The sequence below is a fragment of the Pseudomonas sp. GM21 genome, assembly GCF_000282215.1.
Taxonomy (GTDB): Bacteria; Pseudomonadota; Gammaproteobacteria; order Pseudomonadales; family Pseudomonadaceae; genus Aquipseudomonas.
Genome location: NZ_AKJS01000078.1, coordinates 1 through 22,160, shown reverse-complemented (window position 1 = coordinate 22,160; position 22,160 = coordinate 1). Strand labels below are relative to the sequence as shown.

22 protein-coding genes and 1 pseudogene are annotated in these 22,160 nt (G+C 61.3%); 14 read left to right on the top strand and 9 right to left on the bottom strand.

The window, feature by feature from the left end; all coding sequences use genetic code 11:
• Positions 1-13 precede the first annotated feature (13 nt).
• From PMI22_RS17150 to PMI22_RS17160, 3 genes are all read left to right on the top strand, one after another.
• Entirely contained in the window at positions 14-514 is a 501-nt protein-coding gene (locus PMI22_RS17150; protein WP_007945327.1) for a sigma-70 family RNA polymerase sigma factor, read from the top strand.
• Between the two features lie 40 nt (positions 515-554).
• On the top strand, positions 555-1,529 hold the full coding sequence (locus PMI22_RS17155) for a FecR family protein (protein ID WP_007945326.1): 975 nt from the start codon (positions 555-557) through the stop codon (positions 1,527-1,529).
• Positions 1,530-1,626: 97 nt separating this feature from the next.
• Positions 1,627-4,050 (top strand): TonB-dependent siderophore receptor, encoded by a 2,424-nt coding sequence (locus PMI22_RS17160; RefSeq protein ID WP_007945324.1) that lies wholly within the window; start codon positions 1,627-1,629, stop codon positions 4,048-4,050.
• A gap of 97 nt (positions 4,051-4,147) precedes the next feature.
• Here the strand turns inward: PMI22_RS17160 and PMI22_RS17165 are convergent, their stop codons facing one another.
• Positions 4,148-5,299 (bottom strand): MFS transporter, encoded by a 1,152-nt coding sequence (locus PMI22_RS17165; protein WP_007945323.1) that lies wholly within the window; start codon positions 5,297-5,299, stop codon positions 4,148-4,150.
• A gap of 164 nt (positions 5,300-5,463) precedes the next feature.
• Here PMI22_RS17165 and PMI22_RS17170 point away from each other — a divergent pair, with 164 nt between their 5' ends.
• Positions 5,464-6,456 carry a diaminopimelate epimerase gene (locus tag PMI22_RS17170; RefSeq protein ID WP_007945321.1) on the top strand — a complete coding sequence of 331 codons (993 nt, stop codon included), beginning with the start codon at positions 5,464-5,466 and terminating at the stop codon, positions 6,454-6,456.
• 112 nt (positions 6,457-6,568) lie between these two features.
• On the opposite strand, the gene codA is transcribed toward PMI22_RS17170, so the two are convergent.
• The 4 genes from codA to PMI22_RS17190 all read right to left on the bottom strand — a co-directional run bounded on the left by codA (position 6,569) and on the right by PMI22_RS17190 (position 10,850).
• Positions 6,569-7,813 (bottom strand): cytosine deaminase, encoded by a 1,245-nt coding sequence (gene codA, locus PMI22_RS17175; RefSeq protein WP_007945320.1) that lies wholly within the window; start codon positions 7,811-7,813, stop codon positions 6,569-6,571.
• 13 nt (positions 7,814-7,826) lie between these two features.
• Positions 7,827-9,098: a cytosine permease gene (gene codB, locus PMI22_RS17180; RefSeq protein WP_007945319.1), complete on the bottom strand. Its 1,272-nt coding sequence runs from the start codon at positions 9,096-9,098 to the stop codon at positions 7,827-7,829.
• Positions 9,099-9,328: 230 nt separating this feature from the next.
• Complete coding sequence (gene queD / locus PMI22_RS17185) at positions 9,329-9,685, bottom strand: 6-carboxytetrahydropterin synthase QueD (protein WP_007945318.1); 357 nt, start codon at positions 9,683-9,685, stop codon at positions 9,329-9,331.
• Between the two features lie 85 nt (positions 9,686-9,770).
• Positions 9,771-10,850 carry a patatin-like phospholipase family protein gene (locus PMI22_RS17190; protein WP_033049183.1) on the bottom strand — a complete coding sequence of 360 codons (1,080 nt, stop codon included), beginning with the start codon at positions 10,848-10,850 and terminating at the stop codon, positions 9,771-9,773.
• Positions 10,851-11,154: 304 nt separating this feature from the next.
• Between PMI22_RS17190 and PMI22_RS17195 the strand changes: the two genes are divergently transcribed.
• Genes PMI22_RS17195 through PMI22_RS17205 form a run of 3 tightly spaced genes read left to right on the top strand, consistent with a single transcriptional unit; the run spans position 11,155 to position 13,442 of the window.
• Positions 11,155-11,460 (top strand): PepSY domain-containing protein, encoded by a 306-nt coding sequence (locus tag PMI22_RS17195; protein WP_007945316.1) that lies wholly within the window; start codon positions 11,155-11,157, stop codon positions 11,458-11,460.
• Positions 11,461-11,463: 3 nt separating this feature from the next.
• Positions 11,464-12,132 (top strand): response regulator transcription factor, encoded by a 669-nt coding sequence (locus tag PMI22_RS17200; RefSeq protein WP_007945315.1) that lies wholly within the window; start codon positions 11,464-11,466, stop codon positions 12,130-12,132.
• Positions 12,129-13,442: a sensor histidine kinase gene (locus PMI22_RS17205; protein ID WP_007945312.1), complete on the top strand. Its 1,314-nt coding sequence runs from the start codon at positions 12,129-12,131 to the stop codon at positions 13,440-13,442. Before PMI22_RS17200 ends, PMI22_RS17205 begins: the two co-directional genes overlap by 4 nt.
• A gap of 40 nt (positions 13,443-13,482) precedes the next feature.
• On the opposite strand, the gene PMI22_RS32465 is transcribed toward PMI22_RS17205, so the two are convergent.
• Complete coding sequence (locus tag PMI22_RS32465) at positions 13,483-14,238, bottom strand: methyl-accepting chemotaxis protein (RefSeq protein ID WP_405046856.1); 756 nt, start codon at positions 14,236-14,238, stop codon at positions 13,483-13,485.
• A gap of 102 nt (positions 14,239-14,340) precedes the next feature.
• Positions 14,341-14,487 (bottom strand): annotated as a pseudogene (locus tag PMI22_RS32460) (HAMP domain-containing protein); the annotation flags it as partial.
• Between the two features lie 1,416 nt (positions 14,488-15,903).
• Here PMI22_RS32460 and PMI22_RS17215 point away from each other — a divergent pair.
• A complete protein-coding gene (locus tag PMI22_RS17215; protein WP_162131642.1) occupies positions 15,904-17,220 on the top strand; it encodes a Na+/H+ antiporter family protein in 1,317 nt (438 codons plus the stop codon).
• A gap of 72 nt (positions 17,221-17,292) precedes the next feature.
• Here PMI22_RS17215 and PMI22_RS17220 read toward each other — a convergent pair whose 3' ends face one another.
• Positions 17,293-18,228 carry a LysR family transcriptional regulator gene (locus tag PMI22_RS17220; protein ID WP_007945308.1) on the bottom strand — a complete coding sequence of 312 codons (936 nt, stop codon included), beginning with the start codon at positions 18,226-18,228 and terminating at the stop codon, positions 17,293-17,295.
• Positions 18,229-18,340: 112 nt separating this feature from the next.
• On the opposite strand from PMI22_RS17220, the gene PMI22_RS17225 reads away from it, so the two are divergent.
• The 3 genes from PMI22_RS17225 (at position 18,341) to PMI22_RS17235 (ending at position 19,521) form a co-directional block, all read left to right on the top strand.
• Positions 18,341-18,826, top strand: a complete 486-nt coding sequence (locus PMI22_RS17225; protein WP_007945307.1) for a DMT family transporter — start codon at positions 18,341-18,343, stop codon at positions 18,824-18,826.
• A 2-nt stretch (positions 18,827-18,828) separates the two neighbouring features.
• Complete coding sequence (locus PMI22_RS17230) at positions 18,829-19,281, top strand: DMT family transporter (RefSeq protein ID WP_007945306.1); 453 nt, start codon at positions 18,829-18,831, stop codon at positions 19,279-19,281.
• Between the two features lie 72 nt (positions 19,282-19,353).
• The gene (locus PMI22_RS17235) at positions 19,354-19,521 is read left to right on the top strand and encodes a metallothionein (RefSeq protein WP_007945305.1); all 168 of its coding nucleotides are present in this window, start codon (positions 19,354-19,356) and stop codon (positions 19,519-19,521) included.
• 185 nt (positions 19,522-19,706) lie between these two features.
• On the opposite strand, the gene PMI22_RS17240 is transcribed toward PMI22_RS17235, so the two are convergent.
• Complete coding sequence (locus tag PMI22_RS17240; protein WP_007945304.1) at positions 19,707-19,934, bottom strand: DUF6555 family protein; 228 nt, start codon at positions 19,932-19,934, stop codon at positions 19,707-19,709.
• 146 nt (positions 19,935-20,080) lie between these two features.
• Between PMI22_RS17240 and PMI22_RS17245 the strand changes: the two genes are divergently transcribed.
• From PMI22_RS17245 to PMI22_RS17250, 3 genes are all read left to right on the top strand, one after another.
• Positions 20,081-20,860 (top strand): AraC family transcriptional regulator, encoded by a 780-nt coding sequence (locus tag PMI22_RS17245; RefSeq protein ID WP_007945303.1) that lies wholly within the window; start codon positions 20,081-20,083, stop codon positions 20,858-20,860.
• A 96-nt stretch (positions 20,861-20,956) separates the two neighbouring features.
• Positions 20,957-21,130 carry a DUF1427 family protein gene (locus PMI22_RS30525; protein WP_007945301.1) on the top strand — a complete coding sequence of 58 codons (174 nt, stop codon included), beginning with the start codon at positions 20,957-20,959 and terminating at the stop codon, positions 21,128-21,130.
• Positions 21,131-21,158: 28 nt separating this feature from the next.
• Complete coding sequence (locus PMI22_RS17250; protein ID WP_007945300.1) at positions 21,159-22,115, top strand: quinone oxidoreductase family protein; 957 nt, start codon at positions 21,159-21,161, stop codon at positions 22,113-22,115.
• Positions 22,116-22,160 lie beyond the last annotated feature (45 nt).

Below are 22,160 nucleotides of genomic sequence, written 5' to 3'. Positions count from 1 at the left end.
ACAGCACACCGCAATGACCCCCAAGCTGCCCCGCAGACATGGCTTTTTCGACTATTACGAAGAGTTGGTTGGCACCTGGACCCGTCGCCTGAGAAATCGTCAGCAGGCCGAGGACCTGGCCCACGACACCTTTGTGCGGGTGCTTGAGTCGAATTCGGCGGCGGTGGAACAACCTCGGGCGTATCTGCACCAGACCGCGCGCAACATCGCGGTGGACGGTTATCGGCGTGAGGATCGGCGGGGCGCCATGGAGTCGGAGGCGATTGATCTGAGTGTGTCGTCGTCCGGCGACCCGGAGCAGTACATGCAGGCGATCCAGTTGGCTGATTGCATCGAACGGGCGCTCACCGAGTTGCCGGTCAATTGCCGCAAAGTATTTGTGTGGCAAAAAATCGAAGGCCTGACCCAGGCTGAAATCGCCGAACGCCTGGGTTTGTCCAAGAACATGGTGGAAAAGTATATGATCCGCACCTTGCGGCATCTGCGTGACCGCCTCGACGGATCGCAAGCATGATCGGCCGCGCCTTCTCACCCCCAGCCAAGCAGGAACTTCCATGATGGATACTCGTGATTGTGCGTGCGGGCAAACAACGGTTCGCGATGATGCGGCGCGATGGTTCGTGCGTTTGCAGGAGCCGGCCGTGGACGTTGTGGAGTATCGGCGCTTCGAGGCCTGGCTGCACGAACATCCGCAACATCAAGACGAATTCGAAATGCTTCAGGGCTTGTGGATGGCGGCTGACCTGGTGCCGGTCGAGCGTCTGCAAGCCATGTGTGAAACCGCGCCGGCTCGCCGCACGCGTCAACCGTGGCTGCGGTATGCGGTGGCGGCCAGTGTGGTGGCCGTGGCGCTGGGCGTGGGGTTGTTCAGTGGTTTGCATCACCCGGAACCTTTTACCGCTGAATATTCCACGGCGTTGGGTGAACGTCGCCATGTGGTCTTGCCGGACGGTTCGTTGATGGACATGAACAGCCGTAGCCGTATTCAGGTGCGTTTTGATAAAGACCGGCGTGGCATCGAGCTGACTGAGGGCGAAGCGATGTTCAGCGTCGAGCACGACACCAGCCGACCGTTCGTGGTCGAAGCGGGCAACGGCCAGGTGACGGTCACCGGCACGCGCTTCGATGTGCGCCGCGACCCTTTGCAAACCCGGGTGGCGGTGGAGCAGGGCACGGTCAAGGTTCAGGGACAGGGCGCCGATGTCATCAGCCTGACTGCCGGCCTCGGTACTCAAATCGATGCCCAAGGGGTTGTCGCGGCGGCTTATGCGGTCAACCCGGCCGAGCTGACCGCGTGGCGCAGCGGCAAACTGGTGTTCAACAACGCCAGCCTCAGCGAGGTGGCTGCCGAAGTGTCGCGTTATCGCGAGAAACCCCTCACCGTCGACAACGACACCGTCGGCAATCTGCGGCTGACCAGTGTGTTCAATTCCGATAACACCGACGCATTGCTCAAGGCCTTGCCGAGCATCCTGCCGGTGGCCGTGCGCACCCTCGATGACGGCAGTCAGGAAATAATTTCAAAATAAATTCAGGTTTTTTTCGAGTTCATCGTCTTCCTGTCCATCTGCAACTGGTTTGCATTAACAAACGCATGCGCTTGCGATTTACAGGATACTGTTCGACGTGAAAAACACCTCTGCCAACAACAAAAAATCCCATTGGTTACCACTGACGCTCGCCTTGGCGATCAATGCTGCGCTGCCCCAGGCGTTCGCCGCCGCTGGCATCCATATTCCGGCGCAGCCGTTGGGCCAGGCCCTGAGCCAGTTGGGCCAGCAAACGTCGTTGCAGGTTTTTTTCAATCCTGAACTGGTCGCCGGCAAGCAAGCCCCGGCTGTCGACGGCGACATCTCGCCGGAACAGGCCTTGCGCCAGTTGCTGCAAGGCAGCGGTCTGCAGTACCAGATCGATCAAGGCTCGGTCACGTTGACGCCCGTGCCGACGGCGGCTACGAACGGGCCGTTGGAGCTGGACGCGACCGATATCAAAGTGGTCGGCGACTGGCTCGGCGATGCCGACGTGGCCTTGGTGCAGAACCATCCCGGCGCGCGGACGGTGGTTCGCCGCGAAGCGATGGTCGAGCAAGCGGCGATGAACGTTGGCGAAGTGCTCAAGCGCGTCCCCGGCGTGCAAGTGCAGGACGCCAACGGCACCGGTGGCAGCGATATTTCCCTGAACGTCGGCGTGCGCGGGCTGACCTCGCGCCTGTCGCCACGCTCCACGGTATTGATCGACGGCGTGCCGGCCGCGGTGGCGCCGTATGGTCAACCGCAGCTGTCGATGGCGCCGATTTCCTCGGGCAACCTCGACAGCATTGACGTGGTACGCGGTGGCGGTTCCGTGCGTTACGGGCCACAAAACGTTGGTGGCGTGATCAACTTCGTGACGCGCGCAATCCCGCAAGAAGCCACCGGGGAAATCGGCACCACCCTGGAAACTTCGCAGTACGGTGGCTGGAAACACCTCGACAGCGCGTTCCTCGGCGGCACCGCAGACAACGGCATCGGTGTAGCGCTGTTGTATTCCGGGGTGAACGGCAACGGGTACCGCGAAAGCAATAACGGCAACGACATCTCCGATGTGCTCCTCAAGACCCAGTGGGCACCGACCGATGTCGACTATTTCAGCCTCAACTTTCACTACTACGACGCCAACGCCGACATGCCCGGCGGCCTGACGCAACAGCAGTACGACGCTGATCCGTTCCAGTCCGTGCGCGACTACGACAACTTCACCGGCCGCCGCAAGGACGTGTCGTTCCGCTGGGCAAGGCAGATCGATGACCGGACACAGGCCGAAGTGCTGACGTACTACACCGACAGTTTTCGTGGCAGCAACATCGCCGCTCGCGACCAGAAAACCCTCAGTGCTTACCCGCGCACGTATTACACCTTCGGCATCGAGCCACGGGTGTCCCATGTGTTTGAAGCGGGCCCGACCACTCAAGAAGTCAGCGTCGGCTATCGCTACCTCAAAGAAGCCATGCACGAAGAGTCGAGCCGTGTCGCGCTGGTGAACAATCAACCGGTGCTGACCCCGAGCTCTGACGGCCACGTATTCCAGGACCGTACCGGCGGCACCGAAGCCAACGCGGTGTACCTCGACAACAAAGTCGATGTCGGCAACTGGACTGTGACCCCGGGCATTCGCTTCGAACACATCAGTACCGACTGGCATGACCGCCCGGTGCTCGACACCGCCGGCAAGCGCGTGCCGGAGAAGAAGCGCAGCATCGAAAGCAACGAACCGCTGCCGGCCCTGAGCGTGATGTATCACCTGTCCGAAGAGTGGAAGCTGTTCGCCAACTACGAAACCTCGTTCGGCAGCCTGCAATATTTCCAGCTCGGTCAGGGCGGCATCGGTGACAACACCGCCAATGGCCTGGAGCCGGAAAAAGCCAAGACCTACGAGGTCGGCACCCGCTATAACAATGAGGCGTGGGGCGGGGAAGTGACGCTGTTCTACATCGACTTCGATGACGAGCTGCAATACATCAGCAACGACGTGGGCTGGACCAACCTCGGCGCGACCAAGCACCAGGGGCTGGAGGCGTCGGTGCATTACGACCTGTCGGCGCTTAACCCGATGCTCGACGGCCTGACCGCCTACAGCGGTTTCACCTACACCCGTGCCACCTATGAAGGCGATATTCCGGGCTTCAAGGGCCGTGACCTGCCGTTCTATTCGCGTCAGGTGGCCACCGCCGGGCTGCGTTACGACATCAATCGCTGGACCTACAACCTCGATGCCTATGCCCAGTCCAAGCAGCGTTCGCCGGGCACGGGAGTGAACGCCGATGGCAGCTTCAACGGCAACTACATCACTGAAGGTACAGCGGACGGCCAGTTTGGTGACATTCCGGGCTACATGACCTGGAACGTGCGCGGCGGGTATGACTTCGGTTCGCAGCTGTCGAACCTGAAGCTCGGCGCCGGGGTGAAAAACATCTTCGACAAGCAGTACTTCACCCGATCAAGCGACAACAACTCGGGGATGTATGTGGGAGCGCCGCGTACGTTCTTTGTGCAGGCCAGTGTGGGGTTCTGATAGACCGAGGTGACCCCATCGCCAGCAGGCTGGCTCCCACAGGATTTGTGAACGACACAAAACCAATGTGGGAGCCAGCCTGCTGGCGATAGCTATATCAGACTCTCAACACCTTCCCGCCAATGGCCACCGCCACCAGCAGCAACGCCATCAAGCCAAAGGCAAAACTCAAACTGCTGCCGTGGGCGATAAACCCGATCAACGCAGGTCCCGCGAGGATGCCCGCATAACCCAGCGTGGTGATGGCCGGCACGGCAATGTGCTCGGGCATGACCGTCTGTTTGCCGACGGCGGTATACAGAACCGGCACGATGTTCGAACAGCCCGCGCCCAGTAACGCATAACCCACCAGCGCCGCCTCCCAGGCTGGTGCGAACGTCGCTAATGCCAGGCCTGCGGAGGCTATCAGCCCGCCGAACACAATCACCCGCGTCGAACCCAGACGCCGGACAATCCGGTCACCGGTCAAGCGGCCGGCTGTCATGGTCAGCGCAAAGGCCGCATACCCCAGCCCCGCATACGCCGTATCGATGCCGCGCTCCTGCGCCAGGAACACCGCGCTCCAGTCCAGCGCGGCACCTTCGGCCAGGAACACGATGAAGCACATCCCTCCAATAAACAGCACGATGCCATGGGGCAAGGCAAACGCTGGCCCGGCGCTTTCGCTGCCATAGGGCAACAGGTGCGGCGCCGCTTTCAGCAGTGCCAGCACCAGCACCGCAACCACTCCCCACATGGCGCCCAGCGGAGACATTCCAAGCCCAAGCAAACCGCTGACACCCGCCGCACCGACGATCCCGCCCAGGCTGAACATCCCGTGAAACCCCGACATCATGTGCTTGCCGCTGGCCCGTTCGACGATTACCGCTTGCAGGTTGACCGTCGAGTCCACCGTGCCCAGCCCGGCGCCAAACATGAACAGCGTGGCGATCAGCGCCGGCACGGTCGACACCGTCGCCAGCAACGGCAAGGCCGCACAGATCAGCAACGTCCCGCCCGCCGTCACGCGCCGGCAACCGAAGCGCGCGGCCAGCAACCCGGCCAACGGCATCGCCAGAATCGACCCCACCCCCAGGCATAACAACAGCAAACCAAGCGTCCCTTCACCCAGCCCGGCCCGCGCCTTGGCGTAAGGCACCAGCGGCGCCCAGGCGGCGATGCCCAGACCGGCAATGAAAAACGCGACGCGGGTGGACATCTGCTCCAGGCGGCCGGGGATCAATGGGGTTTGGGTGTGGAAATGGGTCATATCAATCCTTGGCAAAAAACGTCGCGTACCCAAGGGACACTGACTGATCCCGCGGGTTCATCAGTGTCCGCAGCCGTTCGCGGTCAGACAGGTCCACATCCTTGCACAGCCCGTCGCGGTTTCGCGATATCGTCGATAGATTGATTGTTCAGACAGGAGGCGACATGACGCAGATCTACGATGCACGGGGCAATATTTATATCGTCGTGGCGCCTGATGCCGTGCGCGATAGCGGCATCAATTTGCCTGAACAGGCCGAACTTGCCGCACAAACCCGAGAAAACTGGACGCTAGCCGCCATCGAGGCGTTTTGTGGTTGGGTCCCCGGCACTCAGCCACCGGGCAGCAAGGACCATCGTAGCGACGGTTTGCTGGTCGGGCCGTTTCAATCGGCGCCGCCGTATGACCTGCTGATCGTCAACACCGACGGCACATTCGCCGAACGCAGTGGCAATGGCCTGACGATCTTTTCTCAGTCGCTCAGCGAGCAAGGATTGATGCCGAAGGAAACCGGGTGCCTGTTGCGGGTTCATCACGACAAGACGGATGCGGTTTCGCCGGGGGAGACGACAGTCAAACCGGCGGAGGTCGATGGCGTGCAAGGATTCTGGCTGGATTTGGGCAAGCCTTCGTTAGGACCGCAAGCCGTGGGTGCGCACGGGGTTGAAAGCGTGCAGTTGAATGGGCGAGACGTCAGCCATGTGCAACCATTGTCCGCGCTTGAGCCTGCCTGGGACCGCAGCCAGTTTGTGCGGATCGGCAATCCGCATTGCGTGACCTTGGTGGCGAGCGTCGCTGCATTACCGAGCAATGAGCAAATGCGTGAACCACCGTTGGCTGAAGGATTGATGCGCATTGCGTATGCCATGCCGACCGGCGCCGGCGAACCGTGTCCGGCGGGGGTGAATGTGCAGTGGGCGATGCTTGAATCTGCACAGCAAGTCATCGCGCGGGTGTTTGAACGCGGGGAAGGGCCGACCGCGTCGTCGGGCACCAGCGCCAGTGCGGTGGCGTGTGCGGCGTGGCGGGTGGGTTGGGTCACGGCGGGTGAGGTGAAAGTGGTGATGCCGGGCGGAACGGCGCCGATTTTGCTGGAGGAAGTGGACGGGGAATTGAGTCGGGTCAAGTTGTTTGGCACGGCTCGGTTGATGGGTTGAATTCAGGAAAGCTATCGCCAGCAGGCTGGCTCCCACAGGGGATGTGTGAACGACACCGATCCAATGTGGGAGCCAGCCTGCTGGCGATGGGGCCCTGAAAGTCAGCGAAAATTCAGAACTGATTTGGCCATTCCACCACTGGCATCGTCCGCTTCATCAGTAACTTGCCCTCGCGAACCGAATACAGCGGCAAGCCCTGGCTGCGAATCACCTCATAGTCACTGTCCGCCGACAGCACTAGCAAGTTCGCTGGCCGTCCCGCTTCCAGGCCATAACGCTCGCCGAGGTTCATCGCCTTGGCGCTGTTGTCCGTCACCAGGTCCAGCGCGCTTTGCAGGTTGCGGTAACCGAGCATGTGGCAGATGTGCAAACCCGCTTCAAGCACACGCAGGATGTTGCCGTTGCCCAGCGGATACCACGGGTCAACGATCGAGTCCTGGCCGAAACACACGTTCATCCCCGCTTCGAGCAACTCGTTGACCCGAGTCACGCCACGGCGTTTCGGGAAGTTGTCGAAGCGCCCTTGCAGGTGAATGCTTTCAGTGGGGCAGGAGACAAAACTGATCCCCGAATGCCCGAGCAAGCGAAAGAGTTTGGCGCAGTAAGCGTTGTCGTAAGAACCCATCGCGGTGGTGTGGCTGGCGGTGACCCGCGAACCCATGTCGCGGCTGCGGGCCTCTTCGGCCAGCACTTCAAGGAAGCGTGAATGCGGGTCGTCGGTTTCGTCGCAGTGCACGTCCACCAGGCAACCGGTGCGCTCGGCCAGGTCCATCAGGAACTTCACTGAACTCACCCCCTGATCGCGGGTGTACTCGAAGTGCGGAATGCCACCGACCACATCGGCGCCCATGCGGATCGCTTCTTCCATCAGCTCGCGGCCATTGCGGTACGACTCGATGCCTTCCTGGGGGAACGCGACGATTTGCAGGTCGATCAGGTGACGGCTTTCCTCGCGCACCTCCAGCATCGCCTTGAGCGCGGTGAGCTGCGGGTCGGTGACGTCGACGTGGGTGCGCACATGCTGGATGCCGTGGGCGGCGAGGGTCTGGATGGTCTTCTTGGCGCGGGTCTTGGTGTCTTCCTCGGTAATCGTCACCTTGCGCTCGCCCCAGCACTCGATGCCTTCGAACAGCGTGCCACTCATGTTCCAGCGCGGCTCACCGGCGGTCAGGGTGGCGTCGAGATGAATGTGCGGCTCGACAAAGGGTGGCACCACCAGGTTGCCGCCGGCATCCAGATCTTCAGGGCCCAGGGTCGGGGCTTCGGTCTGTCGGGCGATGGTACGGATCAGGCCGTTTTCCAGGTGCAACTCATGCAGGCCTTCTTGGTTGCGCAGGCGGGCGTTGATGATGTGCATCAGGCGAATCCTTTTATAAATCTTGCTGGGGTGCAGCGACGGTTCGGGCACCGAGCACGGCGGTCAATAACATATACGTTAGCGCGGCAGCGGCAATCCCTACCAGCGGCGCGACCCACGGCGAACTGAAAGCGGCCACGGTGCCGACGGCATAGGCCGTCAAACCCGACCAGTTAAAGGCGGGCAACCGTGCGTCGGCCAACTTGGGGTAGTGACCGCGATAGCGATAGAAAAAGTCGGCCATGATCACACCACCAATCGGCGGAATCACCGTGCCCAGCAGAATCAGGTACGGCACCAGCATGTCGTACATGCCCAGCAGTGCCAGCAGTGTGCCGATGAGTGCGCCGCCCAGGGTCACGGTTTTGCGTCGGCCGGTGCGCAGCAGGTTGCAGCCGGCGACGGCGAAGTTATAGATGGTGTTGTCCTGGGTGCTCCAGATGTTGATCAGCAACATCGCCATCGCGGCCATGGCGAAACCTTGCAACAGCAGCACTTCGACCACGTCCGGTTGCTGATAGACGATGGCCCCGTAGGCGCCGATCACCACCATAAGGCCGTTGCCGAAGAAGAACCCGATCAGGCTCGCCAACACGGCAACTTTTGCCGAGCGTGAGAAGCGCGTCCAGTTGGTGGCCTGGGTCGCACCGCTGACAAACGTACCGAACACCAGGGTCACGGCGGTCGACCAATCCATCGTTCCCGTCGGCACGACGGCGAGCAAACCATCGAGCCCGCCGACCTTGACCGTCGCCACCCACATCGACAGCGTCAGCAGCACCATCATGGCCGGAACAGCGATGTAGGAGAGAATCTCCAGCCCGCGATAACCGACATAGGCGGTCGCACAAAATATCATCCCGAACAGCACCATCAGCCCGAGGACCGTGCCCTCGCTCAACTCGAAATACTTGCCCAACACCACGGCGGCAGTAGCCGTGCCCCAGGCGTACCAGCCGATTTGGGTAAAACCGAGGATCAGGTCGCTGAGCTTGCTGCCGACTTCACCAAAACAGAAACGGCCCATCAGCACCGAGTTGAGTCCGCTCTTGAACGCAATAAAACCCAATGCGGCGGCGTAGATCCCCAGCAGCAGATTGCCGACGATGATCACCGCCATCATCTCGGCAAAGTCGAACGCCACACCGAGTTTGCCGCCGGCAAACATGGTGGCGGTGAAGAAAGTGAAACCCAGCAGCACCATCGCGGTGGAGCCGAGCCCCTTGCGGGCATTCATCGGGACTTCGCTGAGGGGGTAGTCGTTGCCCGGGTTGTTCTGCGTCATGTGGCGTTCCTTACGAATGGGGAGGACGCGTTAGGGAGAGCAGTGGTCGTGCCAAGGGTGAGGGGTGTAGTTATTTATAGTCGAGCCTGAGGGGCGCGCGGGGCGGGAAACAAAAAGCATAGGCATAAAAAACAGCCCCTGAAGGCTGTTCGAGTGCTCACTGACGAAACACATTCCCAATGTGGGAGCCGGCTCGCTCCCACAGGGATGACATTGTCTATTCGGGCGGGTTACTCGCCGTGATAGATGCAGCCGCTGGTGCACGTCTCGTGGATACGGATCGCGCTGAGTTCCGGCAGCAGGGGCTTCAATTCATTCCAGATGAATTTGGCCAGCACTTCACTGGTCGGGTTTTCCAGACCGGGAATGTCGTTCAGGTAGTTGTGGTCCAGACGCTCGTAGAGCGGCTTGAAGATTGCCTTGATTTCCGAGAAGTCGCGGATCCAGCCGGTGTGCGGGTCGAGCTCACCACTCAAGTGGATCGCCACTTTGAACGAGTGCCCGTGCAGGCGGCCGCACTTGTGGCCTTCCGGTACGTGGGGCAGGCGGTGGGCGGATTCGAACGTAAACTCTTTGAAAATTTCCACAGGTGATTTCAGCTCTGTCAGGTGGCGATCGCCACGGCGATGCGGGCAGGTGGCGAGTTTACCAGAGCTGCGGGCGAAACACTGACTAAAGGGTCAGCAAGCGCTCGCCGAGGCGACCATTGGCGGCCAGTTCGAGGAACTCGTCACCGAGGCGACGGCTTTCATCCATGGTGGCGCGCCAGTATTTCTGCCGGGCCGGCGCGTCCCCCATGAAGCGCTTGAAATCGTTACGGTCCGGCAGTTTGCCGTAGGGCAAGCGCGCCAGATACTCCTTCGACGGCGCCAGCAGCAGAACATCCTGCAAACGCGCAGGGCAGGCTCGGCGCCACGGCAGGGTCTTGTCGAACCAGCCGGGAATCACCCGGTCGGTGAAATGCGGATACAGCACGATGTCGTCGCCGCTGTAGGGCAGGTCGAGGTGATAGTCGAGTAAACCGCCATCGCGGAACGTTCCCGCACCGGCGCCGGGCAGGTCGCGCACGCCTTCCATCACCATCGGGATCGAGCCCGATGCCAGCAGCGCCTGGCGCAGGTTACCGGTGTTGAGCGCGACGAAGCGCGAGGGGAAGTCGTTCAGTGCATTGACCGGCGGTGCCAGACGCGGGTCGTGGATGATCAGCCGCTCGAAATGTCGCGACAACCGTGCGCGCCCGCGCAGGTTGTCGGCGATCACGGATCCCAGCGCCAGCCCGAGGCGGCCGCGATGGTCGTGGGCCAACGGGCCGTGACTTTTGACCACCATGATGTTCAGTCGGTAATGCGCGTTGCTCAAGATCGAGGCATCGCGACCGTCCAGCAGTTCATCGAGCATGCGCTGCGAACTCTGGCTGATCTGCGCCATGGTCACGCCCTTGGCGAAGTTCTGCTCGGTGTACAAATGACCGAGGCGCCGGATGCCTTCGGCGGCGTCCGGCAGACAGGCACTGGCGAAGCGCCAGGAACCGACCGAGGCGCCAATCAGTGAACGCTCGCGCGGTGCGGCCGACAGCCATTCGCCAAACAATGCCAGGTCCAGACCTTGAATCCCCAGGGCCTTCGGACCGCCGGCGGCACCCGGCAGCGTGCCGACGTCGGCGGCGCTCAGGCCATCTTTACGGATGCGCGCAAAAGCACGCGGGCCGGCCTTGAGGGTCAGGGAAGGGAACTTGATGTGGATAGCGGTCATACCGGTCTCGATGTTGGGCAAGCGGGGAATTATAAGCAGTTCAGGCAACACCACCAATCCACTGTGGGAGCGAGCCTGCTCGCGATAGCTGTCTGACATTCAACATTTATGGTGACTGACACACCGCTATCGCGAGCAGGCTGGCTCCCACAGGGTTTTTGTGGTGTTCCAATGATGGCAATTCAGTTTCAATTAAGATCAGATCGCTAAGGTGCTACCCGTAAGCAACACGAAAGACGGAGACACCCATGAACAAATTAGACGCTGTCAGCGGCCAGGTTCTCAAGGATCATCAGGATACGTAATGAAGGTGCGTTCATTTTTCCGCATGGCGTGGGTGCTTCTGGGGTTTTGCTCGGCGGTCCTGGCCCGCGACCTGGACCAGGACGAAGCCCTGCGCCTGCGCCAACAGGGAGTAATCCTGCCGCTGGAGCAACTGCTCCAACAGGCGCTGGATCGCTACCCCGGCGCCAAACTGCTGGAAGCCGAGCTTGAAGAAAAGCACGACGTCTACATTTATGAAGTCGAACTGCTGACCCCCGAAGGCGTGGTCCGTGAGCTGGACATCGAGGCCACCACGGGCCGTTTACTGAAAGACAAGGAAGATTGACCGATGCGATTGTTGCTGGTGGAAGACCACGTGCCGCTGGCCGACGAACTGATGGCCGGCCTCAACCGGCAGGGTTACGCCGTGGACTGGCTGGCCGACGGTCGCGACGCGGTGTACCAGGGCAGCAGCGAACCCTATGACCTGATCATCCTCGACCTCGGCCTGCCCGGTTTGCCGGGGCTTGAAGTGTTGGCGCAATGGCGCGCCGATGGCCTGATGACGCCCGTGCTGATCCTCACCGCGCGCGGTTCCTGGGCCGAGCGCATTGAAGGCCTCAAGGCCGGGGCCGACGATTACCTGACCAAGCCTTTCCATCCGGAGGAGTTGCACCTGCGGGTTCAGGCGCTGCTGCGTCGCTCCCACGGCCAGGCAAATCAACCGACACTCAAGGCTGCCGGGCTGCACCTGGACGAAGGTCGTCAGTGCGTGACCCGCGACGGCGCCGACATTCAGCTGACCGCCGCCGAATTTCGCCTGCTGCGCTATTTCATGCTGCACCCCGAACAGATCCTCTCCAAAAGCCACCTTGCCGAACACCTCTACGACGGAGAAACCGAGCGCGATTCCAACGTGCTGGAAGTTCACGTCAACCACCTGCGACGCAAACTGGGGCGCAGCGTGATCGAAACCCGTCGCGGTCAGGGTTACCTGTTCGGCGGGGCCGGTCAGTGAAGTCGATCCAGCGTCGCTTGAGCCTGGGCCTGATCAGCGTCATGGTTGTCGTCGGCCTGGTGCTGGCGCAAACCAGCTTGTGGTTGTTCGAAATGGGCTTGCAGCGCTACCTCGAAGCCGGTTTGCGCGACGACAGCGAAAACCTGCTGGTCGCCATGGTGCGCGGGCCGCAAGGGTTGCAGCTGGAGGAACGGCACCTGTCGCCGGCTTACCAGCGACCGTTTTCCGGGCACTACTTTCGCATCGACTTCGACGATCACCATTGGCGCTCCCGTTCGCTATGGGATCAGGAACTGCCCAAGCTTGAACATCCAGGCCTGCACAGCAACCTGCAACTGGGGCCGGAAGGGCAGCAATTGCTGGTGTTGCGTTCAGACTATCGACGCCTCGGCCAGTCGATTTCCATCAGCGTCGCGCAGGACTACACCCCGGTGCGTGAAAGCTTCAAACGCATGCAGCAAGTGGGGCTGGGGTTGGGACTGGCCGGGCTGCTGCTGATATTGCTGCTGCAACGGATCACTGTGCGGCGTGCCTTGCGTCCACTGGAGAAGGCTCGCGAACAGATCGCTCAGTTACAGCAAGGCCAGCGCTCGCAACTGGATGATCAGGTGCCGATCGAGCTTGAGCCGCTGGTGGCGCAGATCAACCATTTGCTCGCGCACACCGAAGACAGCCTCAAGCGTTCGCGCAATGCCTTGGGCGACCTCGGCCACGCGTTGAAAACCCCGCTGGCGGTGTTGTTGAGCCTGGCGTCCAGCGAAAAACTCGACGCTCACCCCGAGTTGCGCAAGGTGCTTCAAGCGCAACTGGAGCAGGTCCAGCAACGGCTCAATCGCGAACTCAACCGCGCCCGATTGTCCGGCGACGCGCTGCCGGGCGCGTTGTTTGATTGTGATGAAGAACTGCCGGGGTTGTTGGCGACGCTGAACATGATTCATGGCGAGCACCTGGCGCTCAGCTACCGCGCACGGCCCGGTTTGCAGTTGCCGTGGGACCGCGAGGACTTGCTTGAACTGCTTGGCAACCTGCTGGACAACGCCTGTAAATGGGCGGATGCCGAGGTTCGCTTGAGCGTGGTCGAGACGTCGGGCGGGTTTGAGTTGAGCGTCGAAGACGATGGCCCGGGGATCCCCCGAGACCAGCGGGCCCAGGTGTTCAGCCGCGGTACGCGCCTGGATGAACAGACGGATGGGCATGGGTTGGGGCTGGGGATTGTGCGCGACATCGTCGACACGTGGGGTGGGGTATTGCGGTTGGAAGAGAGCGAGTGGGGCGGGTTGAAGGTTGTGATCGAGTTACCTCGTCGATGATCGTTCCCACGCGGAGCGTGGGAACGATCAGTGTGTGGGGTCAGACCCGGAACTGATCCATCAGACTCTGCTGCTGATTCGCCAGGCTGTTCAGCGACTGGCTGACCCGCGCCGATTCGTTCGCCTGTCCCGACAACGACTCCGTCACATCCCGAATCGTCGCGACGTTGTTGTTGATCTCCTCGGCCACCGCGCTCTGTTCTTCCGCTGCTGAAGCAATCTGCAGGTTCATGTCACTGATCACCGTCACCGCATCGCCGATCTGGCGCAGCGCGGTCACGGCCTGGCTGACCTGCTCGACACTGCCCTGAGCCTGCCGATGGCTGTTGTTCATCGAACCGACCACGTCCTGGGTGCCACTTTGCAACTGCTCGATCACCAGACGGGTTTCCTCGACCGACTCCTGTGTGCGGCGCGCCAGGTTGCGCACTTCATCGGCGACCACGGCAAAACCGCGTCCGGCTTCACCGGCACGGGCCGCTTCGATGGCGGCGTTGAGTGCGAGCAGGTTGGTCTGTTCGGCAATGGCGCGGATCACTTCCAGTACCGAACCGATTTTCTCGCTGTTCACCGCCAGCCCTTCAACTTGCACCATGGCCGCGCTCATGTCGGCGGCGAGGTTGTCGATGCTGGTGGTGGTCTGGTCGATCACGGTTAGCCCGCGACGCGTCGCCTGATCGGCATCCTTGGCCGCGTGAGCCGCTTGCGCGGCACTGCGAGCGACATCCTGGGCGGTGGCGCTCATTTCGTGGGACGCGGTGGCCACCTGATCGACCTGACGGTACTGCTGCTCCATGCCGGCGCTGGTCTGGGTGGCGATGGCGGATGACTGATCCGCCGTGTTGCGCGCGTCCTGCACCGAGCGTTTGACCTCGGCGATGATCGGTTGCAGCTTGTCGAGGAAGCGGTTGAACCAGCCCGCCAACTGGCCCAGCTCGTCCTTTTTGTCATAGGCCAGGCGCCGGGTCAGGTCACCTTCGCCGCTGGCGATGTCTTCGAGCATCTGCGCCACGCCGAGGATCGGCCTGGTCACGCTGCGGGCCATCAGCCACACCAGCATCAGACCGATCAACGCGGCCAGCACGCCGAGGCCGAGTTCGACCAGGGTGCCGCTGCGGTTGCTGTCATCGAGTTGTTTTTTCAGCATCTCGGCCCGGCTGACCAGGACGTTCTGCGGCACGTCGAGCAGCACACCCCAGGATTTTCCCCCGGGAATCGGCTGGAACGGTGCCAACACTTTCATTTGTTGTTCGTTGTGCAGGCTTTCGGTGTTGCTGCTGCTGGCGAGCATGCGGATCAGCTCGGCACCGTTGGCCGTGTCCACAACATCCAGGCGCTGGCTGAGTTTACTGGCGTCGACGCTGTAGCCAGCAAGCAGCCCGGCCGGGCTGAGGATGCTGACATGGGTCTGGCCGTCATACAGCTTTTTGCTCGCGCTTTGGCTCATCGCTTGCAGGCTGTTGAGGTTGAGGTCCACCGACAACGAGGCGATGACCTTGCCGTTGACCATCAGCGGGAACACGATGCTGGTCATCAGCACGTTCTGGCCATCGATCACATAGAAGTACGGTTCGATCACGCACGGCTTGAGCGAGGTGCGCGGGCAGGTGAACCAGGCGTTGGCCGGTTCACCGCTCGGGCCGGTGCGGGTGTCGGCCATGTCACTTTCCGGCAACGCCATGGACGTGACCTTGCCCGGTGTCGCCTGCGACCAGTACAGCGCGAAACGGCCCTTGTCGTTGCTGCCCAGCTCCGCCTGGCCGGTGAACAGTTCGTCCTTGCCGTCCAGCGCATTGGCTTCGAATACCAGCGACAGGCCGAGCAGTTCCGGGTTGGCTTGCAGCGCAGACTTGACCTGACGGGTCAGGTCTTCACGCAGGTCGAAGGCATCCAGAAAGCGCTTTTCCGCCTGCTCGCGCAGGAACAACACCTGGCGCGAAAAGCCATGTCCGTACTGATAGGCGTCCATGAATTGCTGACGAATCAGCAGCGCCTGGTTTTCGCCCTGGGATTCGATCCGCGCCTGGGCGGCTTCGGTGAGCATCTCCATGCTTGAGGCTTTCACCATCGCGGAGCTGTGCTCCATGCGATACAGCGAAAGACCTACCAGCAGGGTCACGATGCCAGCCAGGCAAAGCCCGGCCAGCAGGGTGATTTTCCATTGAATGGAAAGTTGTCTGAGTGACATGGAGACGTCCTTTATTCGATAAATATCTGAGACTTTGCACTGTAGCGGCCGTGATTCGGCTTTCTTTATCCGCGCGCTCAAATAAGAAACGAAACACAACGTGTAGCAGCTGGCGCAGCCTTCGGCAGCTGCTACGGAGTCCGCGTTGGCTTTGACAAGGCCATGATGCTGCGGCACAGTGCGCGCCCTCTAATAAAACCTATTCTCCAATCCGCTGGCGGTGTTTCGCAGACTGCCGGCTGAGCTCATTTCGCGTGCCTAGAGGTAACGATGATTAATGCTGTAATTGCTGCGGTCGGCATCATGCTGATCCTCAGTCTGTCCCGCGTGCACGTAGTGATCGCGCTGATTATCGGTGCGCTGGTGGGCGGCCTGACCGGTGGCCTGGGCATCGACGCCACGCTTAAAGCCTTCAACAGCGGGCTCGGCGGCGGGGCGACGGTGGCGTTGTCCTATGCCTTGCTCGGAGCGTTCGCGGTGGCGATTGCCAAGTCCGGCATGGCCCATGCCCTGGCGGACAAGGCGTTGGCGATGGTTGATCGGCAACATGCCAGCGGTGGCGGTCAGGTCAAGTGGCTGTTGATCGGTTTGCTTGGCACGGTGGCCATCGCCTCGCAGAACATTCTGCCGATACATATCGCGTTCATCCCGTTGCTGGTGCCGCCGCTTTTATACGTGCTGACCAAGCTGCAACTGGATCGCCGGTTAATCGCCTGCGTCATGACGTTCGGTCTGATCACCCCGTACATGTTCCTGCCGGTGGGGTTCGGCAACATCTTCCTCAACGAGATTCTGCTGGCCAACGTTGCCCGCAGCGGCGTGGACATCAGCGGCATCAACGTCACCCACGCCATGGGCATCCCGGCGCTGGGCATGGTGTTCGGTCTGGCAGTGGCGTTTTTCAGCTATCGCAAGAAACGCGTCTACGACCTGGAAAAAATCGAGCAAGTCGAACAGGTCGCGGTGCAGTACAACCCGCTGAGCCTGATGGTGGCTGGCGTGGCCATCGTGGCGGCCTTCATGATTCAGTTGCTGCTGGACTCGATGATCATCGGCGCCTTGGTCGGATTCCTGATTTTTTCGGTGTCGGGCATCGTGAAATGGCGTGATACCGACGACCTGTTCACCGAAGGCATGAAGATGATGGCGATGATCGGTTTCATCATGATCGCCGCATCCGGTTTTGCCGAAGTGATGAAAGCCACCGGTCAGGTGCAGACCCTGGTGGAGTCCTCGGCCTCGTGGATCAACCACAGCAAAGGCATCGGCGCATTGTTGATGTTGCTGGTGGGGTTGCTGGTGACCATGGGTATTGGATCGTCCTTCTCCACCGTGCCGATCCTGGCGGCGATTTTCGTGCCGCTGTGCGTGCAGTTGGGGTTCAGCCCGCTGGCCATCGTGTGCATCGTCGGCACCGCCGGCGCCTTGGGTGACGCCGGTTCGCCAGCCTCCGACTCTACCCTGGGCCCGACCTCGGGTTTGAACATCGACGGCCAGCATCACCACATCTGGGACACCGTGGTCCCGACTTTCCTGCACTACAACCTGCCGCTGCTGGCGTTTGGTTGGGTGGCGGCAATGGTGCTGTAAAAACAATCTTTCTGGTCACACAGGACCCTTTGTGGGAGCGAGCAGGCTCGCTCCCACAGGGATCACCTGCCGCTACGGCCTGTCCCAATACGGCACTGCGCCAAAGCATTCGACAAAGAAATCAATCACCGTACGCACTTTCACCGACAAGCGTCGGCTGCCCGGCCACAGCACGGCGATCTGCTGCGGTTCAAGGCTGTTGGATACCTGAAAGTCGCCAAGCACCGGCACCAGCGTGCCTTCGCGCACCGCCTCACCAATCAGCCACGACGGAAACATCACCAGCCCCAAACCTTGTTCGGCGGCTTGAACCAGGGTGTCGGCGTGGTTGCCGGTGATCGGTCCTTTGACCGAACAGGGCGTCCAGTCTTGCTGATCCTTGCGGAAAAACCAGCGTTGCAGGCCGGTCGCGCCTTTGTAGGCCAGACATTGATGCGTCGCCAGGTCTTGAGGACGTAGCGGCGTGCCGTAGCGTTTGAGGTAGGCCGGGCTGGCGGCGACTTGAAACCGGTGCGGCGCGAGGATCCGCGCTTGCATGCTGGAGTCGTGCAGCGGCCCGATGCGAAACAGCAGGTCGGCGCCTTCTTGCAGTGGGTCGATGTAGTGGTCGGTTTGCTGGATATCCAGCTGCAACTTGGGGTAACGCTCGCACAATAGCCCCAGCCACGGCGTCAGATGCCGTTGGCCGAACACCACCGGGGCGTTGATCCGCACCAGTCCGCTGGGCTCGCTTTGCTGTTCCTGCAAGGCTTGCTCGGCTTCTTCCAATTGCACCAGCACCAGTCGCGCATGATGACCGAGCATGCGCCCGGCTTCGGTTGGGGTAACTGCGCGGGTGTGGCGGTAGAGCAATTGCTGGCTCAGGGCCTGTTCCATCAACTGGATCTGCCGGGAAATCGAAGAGGGCGCCAGACCTTCGCGCCGTGCCACTTCGGAAAAACTGCCGTGGTCGAGTACGGCGACAAACAGTCGAAGTGCCTTGAATCCGAGTTCGTTGAAGCCGTGCATGGGCTGTCCTGCTGTGCGAGTTGCGCAAAAGTGTTGTCAGGATGCTCCCATTTATCGCAAAGCATCGCCAGCGGATAATGTCGGCCATTGTTCCTACAGGCAGGTTTCTTTAATGCAAGCGTCTTCAATCGACACAGCGGTCACACCCGCGACCAAACCAGGCCTGCGGCTATTGCTGCTACCGCTGGTCATCCTGGCTGGCATGGGCCTTTCCGTGGAGGCCGGTCTGCTCGGGCCGCTCGGGGTTCAGGTCGGGCATCTGTGGGCGACGTTGAGCATATTCGGGGTCGGCTCGGCGATCCTGTTTTTGCTGCTGTTGTTCAGCGGCCCGCAACAAGGCCCGGCGTTGAACACGTTGCCGCGCTGGCAGTTGATCGGCGGCTTTCTCGGGCCGATCTACGTGGTGGTGCTGACCCTGGCCACGCCGCACATCGGTATTGCGATGACCATGATTGCGATCCTCTGCGGGCAGGTCGGCAAAAGTGTGCTGATCGACCACTTCGGCTGGTTCGGCGCCAGCCGTAAAAAGGTCAACGGTGAACGTTGGCTGGCCCTGCTGCTGATTGTCGTGGCACTTGTTCTGATCGCTCGGGGTTGAAGATGAATCTGATTATTTTGTTGGCCGTGATTGTCGCGGCCGGTGCAGTGTTGAGTGTGCAGGCAGCGATCAATGGCCGTCTGGGCGAAACGGTCGGTGTTTTACGCAGCAGTTTGCTGACCTTTGTGGTGGGGGCGGTGGTCACCGGGCTGCTGATCCTGTTTTTCGAGCCGGCGCAGGCCATGAGCTTGCTGGACGTGCCGAAATGGCAGCTCAGTGGCGCGCTGTTCGGCGTGGTCTACATGATGGTCATGGTCGGCGCGGTGCCAAGGGTGGGGACGGCGGTGGCGACCGTGGCCGTGATCGTCGGGCAACTGGGCATGGGCATGCTGATCGACAATTTCGGCTGGCTGGGCAACCCGGCCATCGACTTGTCGAACAACCGGATGGTGGCGATGGTGTGCCTTGGGTTGGCGCTGGTGTTTATGTATCGCAGCAGTACGCGGCAGGCCTGACACAAACTCCTACACTGGTAAGACGGGCCGCGTTTGCGGCACCCCGACGACCACACCCATGGAGTCCGACTCATGATCAGCAGTGACAGTATCTGCGATTGTCCAAAATGCTCGTGCAAACTGGGCGAGCATCCCATCGCGCGCCACGGCAAACACTATTGCTGCGAAGCCTGCGCCAAGCACCATGAACACGGCGAAGAATGCTCGAGCAAAGGTTGCAAGTGTGCTGATGCCAAGTAGTGCAGCGCGACCAAGTGCAGCCTGATGGGCACGCACTTTGTAGCAGCTGGCGCAGCCTGCGTCCGGCTGCGCAGCAGTCGTAAAATCAGACTATGCGGTGATTCAGGAAAACCGTGTGTACTGGACTTACGACTGCTGCGCAGCCGGACGCAGGCTGCGCCAGCTGCTACCGATCGTATTGTTTCTTAACTCGCCGGCCGCCACGTGACATTTTCGACGCCGAACTTTTCCGCCATCGGTTTGCTGGTCTTTTGCACCTTCTCTCGGCCGAATCGGGGAATCCTCCCCACGCCGGCATCGCAGCTCGCCCAATGCCAGGCTTCCGCGTTGTCCATCTTCTCCAAGCGAATGATGAACGACTTGGGGACACCATGGAGGGTGTAATCAATGACGAAAAGTTTTGCGCTGTTCATAAAGCCCGTATTCCTCCCTGTGGTAATAGAGGGATCGTCGGGGTCACGGAAAATTCACTCGGATTGTCAGGCGGTGGCGACCAGTAGCGACAAGGCCTCCGGCTGGTTACCATGCAAGGCCTGAAAACCTCAATGATTGCTGCCCCATGGCCCTTGCCGCGCCTCCAGACCTGAGTGACACCGATGTGCCCGTGCAGCCGCTGGCGCGCACCTATCCGCGCGGCCTGTTTATCGAGCCGCACGAGCATGTCTGGGGCCAGTTGCTGTATGCGATGAGCGGGGTGATGTGGGTCGAAACGCCCCATGAGGCGCTGGTGGTGCCGCCGCAACGGGCGGTGTGGCTGCCACCGGGCGTGCCGCATGGGATTCGTGTGGTCTCGGACTTGCAGATGCGCAATATCTACCTGAGGCCCTCCCTGGCAGCGACACTGGACGACAGGGTCCAGGTCATCGAAGTCGGCGGTTTGCTGCGCGAGTTGATTGTCGGGTTGGTGGCGCAGGGCGACGACGGCGCGCCCGAGTATTACGAAGCGCTGGTCGGCCTGGCATTGCTGGAACTGCGACGTGCCAAGCGCTCCGAGCTGAAAATTCCGCTACCGGATGATTCCGACCGACGCCTGATGAACCTCTGTCAGGCGGTCATGGCCGCGCCTTCACTGGACATTCCCTTCGAACAACACGCCGAAAACGCCGGTGCCAGCGTGCGCACCCTGGCGCGGTTGTTCAAGGACGGTCTGGGGATGGGCTTCGCCGAATGGCGGCGACAGGTGCAATTGGCGACGGCGGTGGCCGAGTTGATTCAAGGTGTGCCGGTCAGCGCGATCGCCCGCGAGTTGGGTTATACGCCGAGCAGCTTCAGTGACATGTTTCGCCGGGAACTGGGCGTCGCACCTTCGCAGTTCACCGCGAGCCCTTCCCAAAGCTGAAAGACGGCTTGGCCGAAAAGCCGAAGCACTTGGCCGATACCCGGCGCGACCTCCCACTAGACTCTGGGCTTACCTCAATTGCCCACAGAGTCCGCCATGAGCTACCTCATTTCGCTGGTCATCGGTCTGGGCGTCGGTTTGCTCTACGGCGCACTGGATTTCCGTTCCCCCGCACCACCGGCCATCGCGCTGGTCGGGCTGCTCGGCATGCTGGCCGGCGAACAGTTGTGGCCGATGGGCCGGCAACTGGTGGCTGGCTGGACCTCCTGAACCGTTTATTTACTCAATGGAAACGCTCATGAAAGCATTGCAGTTCGACAAAACCGGCGACCTTTCGGCCTTGCGCTACGTTGACGTGCCCACCCCGGTTGCCGGCGTCGATGAAGTGCTGGTGCAGATCAAGGCCGCCGGGCTCAACCCCAGCGATGTGAAGAACGTGCTGGGACGTTTTCCCTACACCACGTTGCCACGCATCCCCGGTCGGGATTTTGCCGGTCTTGTGGTTGAAGGCCCGCAGGCGTTGATCGGACAGGAAGTCTGGGGCACCGGGCGTGAGTTGGGGTTCTTTGCCGATGGCTCCCACGCGCAATTCGTCAAGCTGCCGGCCAACGGTGTAGCGATTAAACCGACCCATTTGAGTTTTGCCCAGGCCGCCAGTCTCGGCGTGCCCTATACCACGGCGTGGGATGCGTTGGAGCGCAGCCTGGTGACGGCGCAAACGCGTCTGTTGGTGATTGGCGGCGGGGCGGTGGGCAGTGCGGCGCTGGCGCTGGCCAAGGTACGCGGAGCCCAAGTGTTGGCGGCGGCACGGCGACCTGAGCAGGTCCAACAATTGCGAGCTCAGGGTTATCAGACGTTGCAGCTGGATAAGCCCGAGGAATTGGGCGTCCAGGTAAACGCGGTGTATGCCGGCGGCGCCGACGTGATCTTCGACACCACCGGGTTCTGGCTGCCGGCCTCGGTCCCGGCACTGGCGATCTTCGGCCGCATCGCCATCATCGCCGCGCCGGTGGACGGCATGGTGCAACTGCCGGCACTGGCGTTGTATCGCAAGGGTGGCTCGGTGGTGGGGATCAACTCGCTGCTATATGGCGTTCAAGCGTGCGCGGCGATGCTCGATCAGTTTGGCCAGTTCTTTGATCAGGGGTTGCTGCCATTGCCCGAGGGCTTGGTTGAGTCGCCGTTGGCGGAAGGGCTGGAGCGGTATGCGGAAGTGAACCAGGGGGCCGGTGACAAGGTGATTCTGTTGCCATAGCTGACACTGATGTTGCTTGTGTCGGCCCCATCGCCAGCAGGCTGG

Bases quoted from the DNA above. Each gene is read 5' to 3' on its own strand.
- PMI22_RS17150 (WP_007945327.1), top strand. From the start codon at position 14: ATGACCCCCAAGCTGCCCCGCAGACATGGCTTTTTCGACTATTACGAA.
- PMI22_RS17155 (WP_007945326.1), top strand. From the start codon at position 555: ATGATGGATACTCGTGATTGTGCGTGCGGGCAAACAACGGTTCGCGAT.
- PMI22_RS17165 (WP_007945323.1), bottom strand. From the start codon at position 5,299: ATGACCCATTTCCACACCCAAACCCCATTGATCCCCGGCCGCCTGGAG.
- PMI22_RS17170 (WP_007945321.1), top strand. From the start codon at position 5,464: ATGACGCAGATCTACGATGCACGGGGCAATATTTATATCGTCGTGGCG.
- codA (WP_007945320.1), bottom strand. From the start codon at position 7,813: ATGCACATCATCAACGCCCGCCTGCGCAACCAAGAAGGCCTGCATGAG.
- codB (WP_007945319.1), bottom strand. From the start codon at position 9,098: ATGACGCAGAACAACCCGGGCAACGACTACCCCCTCAGCGAAGTCCCG.
- PMI22_RS17190 (WP_033049183.1), bottom strand. From the start codon at position 10,850: ATGACCGCTATCCACATCAAGTTCCCTTCCCTGACCCTCAAGGCCGGC.
- PMI22_RS17195 (WP_007945316.1), top strand. From the start codon at position 11,155: ATGAAGGTGCGTTCATTTTTCCGCATGGCGTGGGTGCTTCTGGGGTTT.
- PMI22_RS17200 (WP_007945315.1), top strand. From the start codon at position 11,464: ATGCGATTGTTGCTGGTGGAAGACCACGTGCCGCTGGCCGACGAACTG.
- PMI22_RS32465 (WP_405046856.1), bottom strand. From the start codon at position 14,238: ATGGAGCAGCAGTACCGTCAGGTCGATCAGGTGGCCACCGCGTCCCAC.
- PMI22_RS17220 (WP_007945308.1), bottom strand. From the start codon at position 18,228: ATGCACGGCTTCAACGAACTCGGATTCAAGGCACTTCGACTGTTTGTC.
- PMI22_RS17225 (WP_007945307.1), top strand. From the start codon at position 18,341: ATGCAAGCGTCTTCAATCGACACAGCGGTCACACCCGCGACCAAACCA.
- PMI22_RS17230 (WP_007945306.1), top strand. From the start codon at position 18,829: ATGAATCTGATTATTTTGTTGGCCGTGATTGTCGCGGCCGGTGCAGTG.
- PMI22_RS17235 (WP_007945305.1), top strand. From the start codon at position 19,354: ATGATCAGCAGTGACAGTATCTGCGATTGTCCAAAATGCTCGTGCAAA.
- PMI22_RS17240 (WP_007945304.1), bottom strand. From the start codon at position 19,934: ATGAACAGCGCAAAACTTTTCGTCATTGATTACACCCTCCATGGTGTC.
- PMI22_RS17245 (WP_007945303.1), top strand. From the start codon at position 20,081: ATGGCCCTTGCCGCGCCTCCAGACCTGAGTGACACCGATGTGCCCGTG.
- PMI22_RS30525 (WP_007945301.1), top strand. From the start codon at position 20,957: ATGAGCTACCTCATTTCGCTGGTCATCGGTCTGGGCGTCGGTTTGCTC.
- PMI22_RS17250 (WP_007945300.1), top strand. From the start codon at position 21,159: ATGAAAGCATTGCAGTTCGACAAAACCGGCGACCTTTCGGCCTTGCGC.